This window comes from Brevibacillus sp. NSP2.1 (assembly GCF_000470975.2).
Classification (GTDB): Bacteria; Bacillota; Bacilli; order Brevibacillales; family Brevibacillaceae; genus Brevibacillus; species Brevibacillus agri.
The window spans coordinates 96,909-109,874 of sequence record NZ_CP048274.1; the positions used below are offsets into that span (position 1 = coordinate 96,909).

A 12,966-nucleotide genomic window follows, 5' to 3' on the forward strand; every position below is an offset into this window, starting at 1 on the left:
CCATCATCTTGTACCAAAAAGAAAAGACCGGCATTTTGTCAATGCCGATCTTTTCATGCAAGCTTGGCTTTTATTAGCTTCTGTATTCTTTCACCATGTCGAGGAAGTATTTGTGCAGTCTTGCATCTTCCGTCAATTCCGGGTGAAAGGCGGCCGCCAGATAGTGGCCTTCTCGTGCTACCACGATCTTTTCTTCGTACTTGGCCAGCACTTCTGCGTTTTCTCCGACTTCCATAATATATGGCGCCCGGATGAACACTGCCGGGTAATCTGCACCCACACCAGCCACAGGCATTGTCACCTCGAAGCTCTCCTTTTGGCGGCCAAACGCGTTGCGCTCCACCTTGATAGCCATCAGCCCGAGATGGCAATCATCTTGCCCCTCGATCTGTTTGGCCAAAAGAATCGCGCCTGCACAAGTGCCGAAGATCGGCTTTCCTGCTTTTCCGAACTCTTGGAGCGCCTCCATGAATCCGTACTTGTGCATCAGCTTGCTGATCGTCGTGCTTTCTCCGCCTGGGAGAACCAATCCGTCCAGCTCGTCCAGTTCTTCCACCTTTTTTACGGGAACGGCTGTCGCCCCTGCTTCTTCCAGCATGCGCAAGTGTTCTGCTACAGCCCCTTGCAAAGCGAGTACACCGATTTTCATTCTGCTCACCTTACCAGCCGCGCTCTTGCATGCGGTCTGCTTCGCGAATTTTGGAAATCTCGATTCCCGTCATGGCGCTTCCCAGACCTTTGGATACGCGAGCGATCAGTTCGTAGTCTGTGTAGTGCGTAGTCGCTTCAACAATCGCGCGGGCGAATTTCTCCGGGTTTTCCGATTTGAAAATCCCCGAGCCGACAAACACGCCGTCAGAACCGAGCTGCATCATCAGCGCCGCGTCTGCCGGAGTCGCTACGCCACCAGCCGCGAAGTTCACTACAGGCAGCTTGCCGGTTTTGTGTACTTGTTCCAGCAGCTCGTATGGGGCACCCAGATTTTTCGCTTCTGCCATCAGCTCATCGTAAGACATCGCTTGCACTTTGCGGATTTGAGCCATCATCGTGCGCATGTGGCGAACGGCTTCTACGATGTTTCCGGTTCCTGGCTCGCCTTTGGTACGAATCATGGACGCCCCTTCACCGATACGGCGAAGCGCTTCGCCCAGATCACGCGCGCCACATACGAACGGCACGGTAAATTCTTTTTTATTGATGTGGTACAAATCATCTGCCGGGGTCAAAACTTCGCTCTCGTCCAGATAGTCGACACCCATTGATTCCAGTACGCGCGCTTCGACAAAGTGTCCGATACGAGCTTTTGCCATAACAGGGATCGAAACAGCGTTCAGTACTTCCTCCACAATGCTGAGATCAGCCATACGAGCTACTCCACCGGCTGCACGAATGTCAGAAGGTACGCGTTCCAATGCCATGACAGCTACGGCACCGGCAGCTTCAGCAATTTTTGCCTGCTCAGCGTTTACGACGTCCATGATGACACCGCCTTTTTGCATCTCAGCCATACCTTTTTTTACGCGGGACGTTCCTACTTGTACCATGTGAAAATTCCCCCTACATCATGAAGTCAGAACCGTAACTGTTATGCTCTGTTATGGTTCCTTGTTATCGTCATTGTAAACGATAGATGAGGGGGAAAACAACCATTATTTAATTTCCTGTTCCGCTACTGAACAAATTGCTGAAAAATTGAATGATGCTGCGGAAGAACAAACGAATCCAGCTCGCCTCTTCGACTTCCTGGCTGGCTACTATATCTGCGCCTGCTTTTGCCGCGTCTTCCGGCTGCAGGTAGTCGGCGTCTTTCGCTCCTTCTTCTTTCAGTACGAGCTTACCGACCACCTGGCCTTGCTTGATTGGTGCGGTCAGCTCTTGATACGTAACGGTTGGCGTGAATTTTGTCTCTGCTCCGATTTTGGTCAGCATGTTTACTTCGGTGGCAGTTACTGCGGGTACGTTGAGTTCTACTCCGTTCGTTACAGGTGCAGTTTCAAAACCTTTTACAGAAACATTTTTGTCCAATTGCTTCGTTAATTTGAAATTGCTGAATCCATAGTCATAAAGCTTTTTTGTTTCCACGAAGCGTTTTGTTTTGCTGTCTGTTCCCATTACAACAGAAATCAAGCGCATGTTATCACGAACTGCAGTACCAGTAAAGCAATTACCTGCTGCTTGTGTATAACCTGTTTTTAATCCGTCTACACCCGGATAGTAATTGGGGAGGTCAGGCAACATCCAGTTGTTGTTCGCCATTTTCAATTCATTTTTAGAACCGGGACGGAAGGTAAAACGCGGGATCTTCGATACTTCCAACGCTTCCGGGAAATCACGAATCAGGTTTCTGGCGAGGATGGCCGAATCACGAGCGGACATTAGATTTTCCACTTGATCGGTCTTGATGGAGTACGGCCCCAGTTCATTCGCTGGCAAGCCACTGGATGTGACGAAAGAGGTGTTTTTCATACCAAACTCGGCAGCTTTTTTGTTCATCATCTGCACGAAATTCGCTTCATTGCCCGCTATCTTTTCAGCAAGCAGTACAGTTGCGTCGTTGGCAGAAACGACAGCCATGGCATTGTACAGCTCCCTAACCGTGAAGGACTCCCCTAGATTCAGGTACACTCCAGAGGTATCCGAGATTCTTGCCACATAGAAGGCATATTCACTAACAGGTACCTTCTCATCCCAACTGATTTTTTTCTCCTTAACCGCTTCTAGTACAAGGTATTCTGCCATCATCTTGCTCATGCTAGCAGGAGGCAGAGGGGCATCTGGATTCATGCTGTATAGTATTTTTCCTGTCGATGCCTCTAACAGAATGGCAGATTTGGCTGCCAGTTGTAGATCAGTTGCAGGTGCTGCTTCCACCTTCGTCGCTGCTCCTCCCATTCCGGTTGCAAACATTGCGACAGAAAGGATAAAACCTGTCAGTCGTTTTTTCCAAGTAGTTCGCTTCATAGTTTCTTCTCACTCTCCAGTTTCTGTCATTAGTTCATAAGGTAATTGCGCACCAAGTGTAAGTTTAACATACCATTACGATCGCATTGAAGTCCAAATAGGCTCATTAATAGGTAATTGATTGGATATATAATATATAATTGAAACTCAAATATTTTATGGTAAAATTGGTAATATATTGAATGAATCAAGGAGGCTTATCTCATGAAGAAAGTGCTATTTAGTTTTGCTTCACTCGTTCTTGGTTTGGCTGTTATCAATCCAGTCTCTGCTCATGCAACAGTTGAAAAAAGTGATAACGCTTCCCTTGTGGAACAACAAATTAAAAAGGACATTGGTACGATGAGCATTGAGCTTGACTGGAGAGCTTTTAGTGTAACACAGGGAGGCACATATATTGGTCGCGACACCTTCCAACTCTTTGGAAAAGCTAACGCTGGATTATCTGCTTCAAAAAGTAATTGTGACATAACGGTTTACATCGAAAAATTAAGCGAAAATGGCAAAGTAGAAAAAACAATTAAATTAGGCAAATTAGCTGCTCCAAAAGGTAACACTGATTATACAGACCCGGTTTCCGTGGATCCAGGAAACTATCGCCTGAAAATAATAGGAAATATTTCCTCCGAGGGTGAAATTGCTGTTTATAGAAGATAGTGTACGTTCACCGTGGCTTGTATGAATTTTGCTTGCCACTAGTTGCCTTTTAAACTAAACCCCCCTTTCTCTCCAGAAAGGGGGGTAGTTCCTTTTAACCTATGAAATCGAGTAGTTTGGCGATTCCTTCGTAATTTGCACGTCGTGCGGATGGCTTTCGCGCAAGCCCGCACCTGTGATACGGATAAACTGCGAGTTTTGAATCAAGTCTTCAATCGTTTTCGCTCCGCAGTAGCCCATACCTGCGCGCAGCCCGCCAATCAACTGGTAGGTCACGTCTGCCAATGGCCCCTTGTAAGGAACGCGGCCCTCGATTCCTTCTGGAACAAGCTTTTGCTCGTTCTCCTGGAAATAACGGTCCTTGCTGCCCGCTTTCATCGCGCCAATCGAGCCCATTCCGCGGTACACCTTGAAGCGGCGGCCTTGGAAAATCTCGAACTCGCCCGGGCTTTCCTCTGTTCCGGCAAACAGGCTGCCGATCATAATCGCCGAAGCGCCTGCCCCGATTGCTTTTGGCAAATCGCCGGAGTATTTAATGCCGCCGTCGGCAATAATTGGAATATTGTACTCGCGAGCTACTTGCGCGCAATCGTAAATGGCAGTGATTTGCGGAACACCGATACCGGCTACGACACGCGTTGTACAAATGGAGCCTGGACCGATCCCGACTTTGACAACGGATGCCCCTGCTTCGATCAGGTCGCGGGTAGCTTCTCCTGTCGCAACATTTCCTGCCACGATTGTCAGGTTTGGATATTCCTTGCGAAGTGCTTTTACTGTCTCGATAACACCTTTGGAATGCCCATGCGCTGTATCGACGACAAGCACGTCTACACCTGCCTGTACGAGCGCCGCCGCACGATCAAACGTATCTGCGGAAACCCCTACTGCCGCCCCACACAGCAAGCGTCCTTGCGGGTCCTTGGCTGCTTGCGGGTATTGAATCGCTTTTTCAATATCCTTAATGGTAATAAGACCACGCAAAATGTTATTTTCATCGACCAGCGGCAGCTTTTCGATTTTATGCTTTTGGAGGATCGCTTCGGCTTGCTGGAGTGTTGTTCCTACTGATGCTGTAACCAGATTGTCTTTTGTCATGACTTCCTTGATCGGTGTCGAGTAGTCATGCACAAAACGCAAGTCGCGGTTGGTCAAAATCCCAATGAGATGCTTTTCTTCATCGACAATCGGCACGCCGGAAATGCGGTATTTGCCCATCAGCGCATCCGCTTCTGCCACGGTGTGATCCTGGGTCAAAGAAAACGGGTTGGTAATGACGCCACTTTCCGAGCGCTTCACGCGGTCTACTTCACTCGCCTGCTGCTCGATCGTCATGTTTTTGTGGATGATACCAATCCCACCTTGACGGGCCATAGCAATCGCCATGGCTGATTCCGTTACCGTGTCCATTCCGGCACTAATCAGAGGGATATTCAGGCGGACAGTCTCGCTCAGTTTTACGCGAACGTCCACATCCCTTGGCAAAACTTCTGATTTTGCTGGAATGAGCAGCACGTCATCAAATGTTAGCCCTTCTTTGACAAATTTATCTTCCCGCACGGTAGAAAGCCCCTCTCGGCAAATATTTTTAAGACAGTTTAACAAACGGCATAATTTACTGTCAAGGAATGAGTAAAATGTTCGGTTATGGAGTTTATTAGACAGATAAATCAAAAAAATTACTAGCAAAAGCAACCAGATCACGAAAGTTATTGAAAGGTGGTTACGATGAATTCTGCCTGGAAAATGTTCCGTTTTTTCGAGACGGAGCCTACTGCCCGTAAATATTTGACGTCCTGCTACGACAGCATGGGCTTGGAGCATGCTGAGCGCCTGGCTTTTCAGCAAAGTTCCCGTTTTCTTTTTTTATGGAAGCAAGCGAGGCAGTTTTATACGACAGCAGCTACTGCGGACTTGTCGATCCAGCCGTTGCTGCTCTTCTATGGATGCTCCCATCTGCTGAAGGGAATGCTTCTTACGCGCGATCCGTCCTATCCGCAAAACAGCCGGGTGCTCCAGCACGGGGTCACCACGCGGAAGCTGAAGCGAAACACCTACTTGCTGCTAGAGGATGAGGTCCGGCCGCAAAAAGAAGGCTTTTTTGCTCTATTGGCCCAGCTTTTTCATCTTTCCCCTATGCAGGATCGCTATTCGATGCATGATTTGTTTGCTTCCATACCGGCAATCAGCGATGTCTACGCCGCTCTGTCCGAAAAGCCACAGCATTGGCTGCAAGTACACTGGAGCAAAACTCATACAGCCGATCAAGCTTCCTCTGACACCCAATCGTGGGCCGAGATTGCTTTTCCGGAAAAAATGGACGGGCCGTTGGCATACTCAGCGGAAACCTTCGTTCAATACATCAACAGGGTCGCGCCAGATAGCTCGCGTTTACAATTAAGCTGGCGAGAAGGGAATGCAAAGCGAATACTTCTTCCTGAAACTGCTCTGTCCGCACTAGATCAACACCCTTTATTTCGCTGGCAAGAGCACCGGCTTTTCTTTTGGAACGGCTCGTCGGATTCGCTTCCTCTTCCCGAGTGGGCAAGCCACTTCTTGCTGCTGTATTTGCTGAGCATGCTTTGCAGATATGAAACAGAGTGGTGGGGAGAGCTGGTCTTATCCCACGGCCTTGCTGAACGCTATCTTGTGGAGCTTTTTTTGGAGCACCATATGTCTAGCTATCCCACTGTTATTATGAGACAGATCCAGCAAAAAAACTCTTCGCTCCCGCATGGCCTTCCCTTTTGTGACGGCTAAGCTGTGTTCGATTTTCCTTGTGGGTACGTCCTTGTGTTCCAAGGTACACAAAAAAAGCTGCATTCTCCATTACTCGCAAAAGTAATCGGGAATACAGCTTTTCTTCTTATTCCTTCAAAACTGAATACGCATGTTTGCTAAGAAATGTGTGGATAAGTCCTCGACCGATTAGTATTCGTCAGCTCCACGCGTTGCCGCGCTTCCACACCGAACCTATCAACCTCATCGTCTATGAGGGGTCTTACCAGCTTAACGCTGTGGGAAATCTCATCTTAAGGGGGGCTTCACGCTTAGATGCTTTCAGCGCTTATCCCTTCCATACATAGCTACCCAGCCGTGCTTCTGGCGAAACAACTGGTGCACCAGCGGTATGTCCAACCCGGTCCTCTCGTACTAAGGGCAGCTCCTTTCAAATTTCCTACGCCCGCGACAGATAGGGACCGAACTGTCGCGGGCGTAGGAAATTTGAAAGGAGCTGCCCTTAGTACGAGAGGACCGGGGTGGACATACCGCTGGTGCACCAGTTGTTTCGCCAGAAGCACGGCTGGGTAGCTATGTATGGAAGGGATAAGCGCTGAAAGCATCTAAGCGTGAAGCCCCCCTTAAGATGAGATTTCCCACAGCGTTAAGCTGGTAAGACCCCTCATAGACGATGAGGTTGATAGGTTCGGTGTGGAAGCGCGGCAACGCGTGGAGCTGACGAATACTAATCGGTCGAGGACTTATCCACACACTCTTAGCAAACATGCAGATCCAGTTTTCAGGGAATGAAATAAGCCTCTTTACCTCACAATGGGTGGTATTATCCCCTCATGGTAGACAGTGAAAAAAGACCTCATGGTATGATGAGATAAACACTGTTGACCGGAGGGGATTTTCTTATGCCGCCACGTAAAGGGCAAAAACAGCAGCAATATGACGAAGCAACGAAGAGCGAAGCAGTACGTTTGCGGGTTGAGGAGCATTGGAGCTACCCAATGATAATGGAGAAATTAGGCATTAAAAGTAAGACGCAGATTCGGGAGTGGGTACAGAAACGGCAAAACGGTGAAACGTTTGAAGACTATAGAGGGCGATGGATCAAGAAGTATTTCAGCAGTCTAGAGGAAGAGAACAACTACTTGAAAGCGCAGGTCGAATACCTAAAAAAGCTCAATCCAAATCTACACGGGGAGGGAAGTTGGATAAGCAAACCCGGTTTAGGACGATCGAAGAAATGAGTCGCAAGTACGCTGTGGTCATGCTATGCGAAATAGCGGAGGTCTCCCGGGCGGGCTACTACAAGTGGAAGGCGACGGAGAAGGTTCGTAAGGTACGTGTAGAGCAGGATGCCGACCTAAAGGAACATATACTGGCAATTCACCGCATTCGCCCATACTTTGGGTATAAACGAATGCGCACGGCTCTACGCAAAGAGGGACTACAAGTAAATACGAAGAAAGTTCGCCGACTGATGCGAGAATTGGGCATCCGCTCAGTGATCCGCAAAAAGCGTCCATTTGCCGGCCGCAAGCCCTCCATCGTGGATAATGATAATCAGCTTGTCGCCGCTTCTTGTTTCCACCTGGTACTTTCGTCCGATTCCTGGCAAATCTGATTCCCTGATAGTGAACATGGAAACGCCTCCTAAAAAGTGGAATCCACCTGTTTTTCGACAAACAAATAATTGTTTGCTAATATCATCATATACTTAAATGATGCGAAAAGTCTATATTTCGAAACAGTTTGCAAAAAATATGACACACTTTGTCTGATTTCTGAATGGGCAGAAAAGTACAAAAAAAGACCGCCTCTGCGAGTAGTCCAGGTAAACGATCTTTAACTTGGGTTGAACACTATGATTGTCTTTTTTTGATGTCTTCCAGCAGCTTGATGATTCGTTCGTTTTGCTCGACTTGCATGAGAATGTTCGCGTTGATTTTCCGCAGGGCGTCGTACAGGGCAGCCAAAGCAGCAACGGCAACGACGGCAACCAAAACCAGCATCGGATCGCTCCTTTTACATTTTCTGCTAATCTATCTAATAGAAAGAATTGTACCATATTTACCAGATTTGGCGTGCGCAAGGCCCATAGCTTTGCACAGATTCTCCCGGGCAAATGCCGCTTTTCATTGAACTATGAACAAATCGTCTCTATACTTGAATCATAAGCATCGGTTGATATAAAAGAGGGGTAGTATGCAAAACTGGCTGACGCATTTCATTGAACAATACAGCTATCTGGGCATTTTTTTGATGATGGCGCTGGAAAACGTATTTCCACCGATTCCTTCTGAAGTGATCCTGACATTTGGCGGTTTTATGACCACACACTCGGCGTTGACCGTGCCGGGTGTCATTTTGTCGGCCACGTTCGGGTCCGTACTCGGCGCGATTTTGCTTTACGGGATCGGCTACTATTTGGACGTAGGAAAAATCGAGAAGGTCGTAGAGCGCTGGGGACATCTGCTGCGGGTCAAGCAGACAGACATCGAGAGAGCGCATGCCTGGTTTGACAAATACGGCTACTGGACGATTTTGTTTTGCCGGATGATTCCGTTGGTGCGCAGCCTCATTTCCATTCCGGCGGGGATGACCCGGATGAATCTCCCGCTGTTTTTGCTGTTTACGAGCATCGGGACGCTGCTGTGGAACATTGCCCTGGTGTGGATCGGGGCGTTTCTCGGCGAATCGTGGCAAGATGTTTTGCACGTGATGGACGTCTACTCCCACTTTGTCTACGGGGTGATCGCTGTCGCTGCTCTTGTTTTTCTCATCGTTTTCCTGCGCAAGCGCAGAACCCATCCATAAAGCGTTGCCCGCTGTCAGCCATCCGCCATCTTTCCGTTTGGGAAAGGTGGTTTTTTCAGCTAGGGAGCCTTTTGACAAAATCGTATCGGCATACAGGCAGCGAAAGCGTCGCCAAAAGCGGGCAGGCAGGCGAAACAGGTAAAGATCGTGAAAAAAGTCGTAATACTCTTGCAAATACAACGGCATTGCTTTTCGTTATCGTGTAGGGTAGGGGACCGCAGCACGCTTTTTCCCTCATGCACAAAAAGACAGGGAGGCGATTGCCAATGATCGATGTATTGCTCGTAAACGGCGTGGTCATCACGATGGACAAGGACAGACGGGTGATTGCGGACGGCGCAGTTGCGATTGACGACGGGCGGATCGTGGAGGTCGGGGATACTGCCCAGTTGACGGAGAAATACACGGCCGAGCGCGTGATCGACTGTGCCCGCCACTGTGTGTTGCCGGGCTTTATCGACGCGCACGGGCACGGCGGACACTCGCTGTTCAAGACGATTGCCACCGACAACATCAACGACTGGATGCCGATTATCACCAACGTGTACAAGCATGAGGTCACCGACGATTTCTGGTACTACGAGGGCAAGCTGTCCGCCCTGGAACGGCTCAAGGCGGGGATTACGACAGGAGTCAGCGTGCTCGGCTCCATGCCGCGCTCCGACGATCCGGTTGTTGCCTTGAACCATGCGCAGGCGTACGCGGAGGTCGGGGTGCGGGAGATCGTTTGCACAGGGCCGTGCAACCCGCCGTGGCCGCATCCGTTCAGCCGCTGGGTCGACGGGAAAAAGGTGACGAAGGAAGTGACCTACGAAGAAGTGCTGGCGGGAGCCGAAGCGGTGATCGAGGCGCTGCACCATGCCAACTCGGACAGGACGCGGGCGTACATCACGCCGTTTGTCATCGTCACGTCGATCAACCCGTCGGCTCCGACCCAGGCCGATCAGTTGTTTGGCCCCACCGATTTTGACCGTTACCAGGCGCGAAAAATCCGGGAAATTGCCCGCAAGTACGACACGCGGATTCACTCTGACGCGTTTGGCGGCATGATTCATCTGGCTGTGCAAGACAAAGAGTACGCCTTGCTCGGCCCAGACGTCCATTTGCAGCATTGCCGCGGCATTTCGTTTGACGAAGCGAAAATTTTGGAGGAGACGGGGACGAATGTGAGTGCTTCGCCCGGTTTCGGGCAAATCAACGCCCGGACGCCGATCACCGAGCTATTGGAAATGGGGGCGACCGTCGCCATCACGACGGACGGCACTTCGCCGATGACGCCGTTTGACATGTTTCAGGCGATGCGCAGAATGCAGCTTTTGCAGCAGGCGGCTCTGCGCGATTACTTTTACCTGCCGCCCGGCAAGCTGCTGGAAATGGTGACGATTGATGCGGCGCGCTGCGTGGGCTGGGACGACGAGCTGGGCTCGCTCGAAGCAGGGAAAAAGGCCGATGTGATTACGGTGAACATGCAGCAGGCTCATTTGACGCCGGAAACGATGCACGTCCAACGCTTGGTGTACCAGGCCGTTGGCGGCGATGTGAACCACGTGATCGTCGACGGACAGTTGGTCATGGATCAGCGGCAGGTGCTGACTGTGGATGAGCAGCGCATTTTGACGGAGGCGAATGAAGAGGCGGCACGCACGATTGCGCGGGCGGGGCTTGCCGCTTACATGCAGCCGGGCAAGTACTTCTGGGGGCATGCGCGGGCCTACCTGGATGAAGGGCGGGCGCGGCCGTTGTTTTCGTAGCGACTAAGGCTGCGCCAATGGCTTGTTGGCGTAGCCATGTTATCGAACGGTTCGCCAAGGGGACTGAGAAGCCATGGCTTGCAACGGCGGGGCAAGGAGCCGACATCCTTGCCCTTTTCCTCTGGGGCGGCCATGTTCACGGAGAAAATGCAGGCGGACAAGAACCGAACAGCAGGAACTGTGCAGGGCGGCAAGGAATTAATACGTAAAGCCAGTACGCGCCCAGTAATGTAAGCGCATACATATCGTCTGCATGAAACGGAAAAAGGAGGCCGACCACAGATGAATCCCCATCCGCATGGAAGCAACGAACCGGACAAGTCCTCGCTGGAACACGATATCCATACCGATTTCAAGAAGGAAATGACGTATGGCGACTACCTGCATCTGGACAAAATTTTGGCAAGCCAGCAGCGGCTGTCGACTCATCACGATGAGATGCTGTTCATCATTATTCACCAGGTGAGCGAGCTGTGGATGAAGCAGATTTTGCACGAGCTTGCCGCGGCGATGGACTGTATTGCCAATCACGAGCTGGAGCTAATGATAGACTCATCAACGCTTTCGCTGTTCAGTTTTCAAAGAGCATTTTTCACTCGCCTCTCAAGGCGACTTTCCTAGTATATCATGCCGTCCAAGCTTTTGCAAGATGTTTTTTAAAACTCCTTTTCGCTCAGCAGCGACAATTCAATACTCTATCAGATAAGAATCCTGAAGTCAACACTTTCATTTTCTTATTTGATGTCTGCTTCAATTGAAGCGACAAGAAGTATCTTACCATGTATTGAAATACAGTACAAGCAATTTTTAAAATGAAATTAAACTTTTTCACTAAAAATAAAAGAGAGGCGTAATTACCGCCTCTCCCCCTGCTCTAAGACTGCTCCAAGACACGAATAATCGACAAATGTCTGGCATCCACCAGGTTTACAATCTTGCCCCCGGTCTCCACCATTGGCCGGGTAGGATGGTTCCGATCTGTAAATACAATCTTTCCTATCGTCCCGTCACTCAGCTCGACAATCGTACCGATCGTAAATTGAGTAATCCCATCCACAAATTTGCGTACAATAGTCGGGTCAAGCTTGCCAAAGCTGTCTCGAACCAATTGCTCTACCACCACGTATGGGGAAAGTGCCTTTTGATAAATCCGATCCGAGCACATCGCATGATACACATCCGCTACAGCAACAATCTTGCTGTACAGGTGCAATTTTGAGCCAGGCAGCCCTAACGGATATCCCGAGCCATCCTCCCGCTCATGATGCTGCAGGGCGGCCAGCGCGACTCCCTCGCTCAAACCATGGGAAGCTTTGATGATTTGGTATCCATAAACGGTGTGCTTTTTCATCTCTTCGAATTCTTCTTCTGTGAGCTTGCCGGGTTTTTGCAAAATTCTGCGGTCGATCTTGGTTTTTCCTATATCGAGCAAGGTGCCTGCCAATGCAACCTGCATCCATTCCTTTTCCGGAACCTTGATCCACTTTGCAATCATATAAGAAATGATCCCAACTGCAATCGCATGCTCGTACGTATAGCTGTCCATCCGTGCAAAACGGCGCAGTGACAGCAATACTTGCGGCTGCTGCTGGAACTCCGTAATAATCGGAGTAACCACCTCACGCACTTCCATCACCGGGATGTTATTTCCGCCCTGTACCCGAACCATCAAATTTTTCAGCGTTGATACTGCCTTTTCAAAGGTCTCCTGAATCGCTGGCTTGACAGGGATCAGCTTGTCCGAAGCTTTTGCCTGCTCGTCCGCTGGCGCTTCTGCTTGCCCCGTGGTATTGCCAGCGCTGGCTTCCTCAATATGTACCTTTTTAACCATAAAAGCTTCGAGGAATTCGATTTCTTTCTCAGACAAAAGGGTTCCTTTTGAAAACAAAACTCCCCCTAATGCTGAATATACTTCCTCTGCCAATCTCGCTCCACTGTTCAGTTGCTTCACATCCACGATGGGCAACTTGGTCACCACCCGATCCAACTTGTTAATCATAATAGTTTTCTTTTCCCAATTTTACTCCAATTTCAAACCATTTGCAGG

Annotated in this window: 10 protein-coding genes, 3 pseudogenes and 2 other annotated features; of the genes and pseudogenes, 6 read left to right on the forward strand and 7 right to left on the reverse strand. The window is 49.7% G+C overall.

Annotated elements, in window-relative coordinates; genetic code table 11:
• Positions 1-73 precede the first annotated feature (73 nt).
• The 3 genes from pdxT to M655_RS00535 form a co-directional block, all read right to left on the reverse strand.
• The gene (gene pdxT / locus M655_RS00525) at positions 74-649 is read right to left on the reverse strand and encodes a pyridoxal 5'-phosphate synthase glutaminase subunit PdxT (RefSeq protein WP_005833556.1); all 576 of its coding nucleotides are present in this window, start codon (positions 647-649) and stop codon (positions 74-76) included.
• A 10-nt stretch (positions 650-659) separates the two neighbouring features.
• Positions 660-1,544: a pyridoxal 5'-phosphate synthase lyase subunit PdxS gene (pdxS, locus tag M655_RS00530; RefSeq protein ID WP_005833554.1), complete on the reverse strand. Its 885-nt coding sequence runs from the start codon at positions 1,542-1,544 to the stop codon at positions 660-662.
• A 109-nt stretch (positions 1,545-1,653) separates the two neighbouring features.
• On the reverse strand, positions 1,654-2,961 hold the full coding sequence (locus M655_RS00535) for a D-alanyl-D-alanine carboxypeptidase family protein (protein ID WP_025844407.1): 1,308 nt from the start codon (positions 2,959-2,961) through the stop codon (positions 1,654-1,656).
• Positions 2,962-3,165: 204 nt separating this feature from the next.
• Here M655_RS00535 and M655_RS00540 point away from each other — a divergent pair, with 204 nt between their 5' ends.
• Positions 3,166-3,618, forward strand: coding sequence for a hypothetical protein (locus tag M655_RS00540; protein WP_026556983.1), 453 nt, complete (start codon positions 3,166-3,168; stop codon positions 3,616-3,618).
• Between the two features lie 99 nt (positions 3,619-3,717).
• Here M655_RS00540 and guaB read toward each other — a convergent pair whose 3' ends face one another.
• Positions 3,718-5,178 (reverse strand): IMP dehydrogenase, encoded by a 1,461-nt coding sequence (gene guaB, locus M655_RS00545; protein WP_026556984.1) that lies wholly within the window; start codon positions 5,176-5,178, stop codon positions 3,718-3,720.
• A 168-nt stretch (positions 5,179-5,346) separates the two neighbouring features.
• Here guaB and M655_RS00550 point away from each other — a divergent pair, with 168 nt between their 5' ends.
• Together M655_RS00550 and M655_RS28225 are read left to right on the forward strand one after the other, a co-directional pair.
• Positions 5,347-6,378: a YaaC family protein gene (locus M655_RS00550; protein WP_026556985.1), complete on the forward strand. Its 1,032-nt coding sequence runs from the start codon at positions 5,347-5,349 to the stop codon at positions 6,376-6,378.
• 160 nt (positions 6,379-6,538) lie between these two features.
• Positions 6,539-6,801, reverse strand: a sequence feature (23S ribosomal RNA rRNA prediction is too short).
• A 32-nt stretch (positions 6,802-6,833) separates the two neighbouring features.
• Positions 6,834-7,096, forward strand: a sequence feature (23S ribosomal RNA rRNA prediction is too short).
• A 163-nt stretch (positions 7,097-7,259) separates the two neighbouring features.
• A pseudogene (locus M655_RS28225) lies at positions 7,260-7,903 on the forward strand (IS3 family transposase); the annotation flags it as partial.
• Here M655_RS28225 and M655_RS00565 read toward each other — a convergent pair.
• Positions 7,892-7,993 (reverse strand): annotated as a pseudogene (locus M655_RS00565) (cation:proton antiporter regulatory subunit); the annotation flags it as partial. The pseudogenes M655_RS28225 and M655_RS00565 sit on opposite strands and share 12 nt — an antisense overlap.
• A 220-nt stretch (positions 7,994-8,213) precedes the next feature.
• Positions 8,214-8,363 carry a hypothetical protein gene (locus M655_RS00570; protein WP_167333261.1) on the reverse strand — a complete coding sequence of 50 codons (150 nt, stop codon included), beginning with the start codon at positions 8,361-8,363 and terminating at the stop codon, positions 8,214-8,216.
• Positions 8,364-8,556: 193 nt separating this feature from the next.
• Between M655_RS00570 and M655_RS00575 the strand changes: the two genes are divergently transcribed.
• From M655_RS00575 to M655_RS00585, 3 genes and pseudogenes are all read left to right on the forward strand, one after another.
• Complete coding sequence (locus tag M655_RS00575; RefSeq protein ID WP_005829594.1) at positions 8,557-9,168, forward strand: DedA family protein; 612 nt, start codon at positions 8,557-8,559, stop codon at positions 9,166-9,168.
• Between the two features lie 266 nt (positions 9,169-9,434).
• Complete coding sequence (locus M655_RS00580; RefSeq protein WP_026557151.1) at positions 9,435-10,919, forward strand: amidohydrolase family protein; 1,485 nt, start codon at positions 9,435-9,437, stop codon at positions 10,917-10,919.
• Between the two features lie 282 nt (positions 10,920-11,201).
• Positions 11,202-11,459, forward strand: a pseudogene (locus M655_RS00585) (tryptophan 2,3-dioxygenase family protein); the annotation flags it as partial.
• 334 nt (positions 11,460-11,793) lie between these two features.
• On the opposite strand, the gene M655_RS00590 reads toward M655_RS00585, so the two are convergent.
• Positions 11,794-12,918, reverse strand: coding sequence for an HD-GYP domain-containing protein (locus M655_RS00590; RefSeq protein ID WP_007786454.1), 1,125 nt, complete (start codon positions 12,916-12,918; stop codon positions 11,794-11,796).
• Between the last annotated feature and the right edge of the window lie 48 nt (positions 12,919-12,966).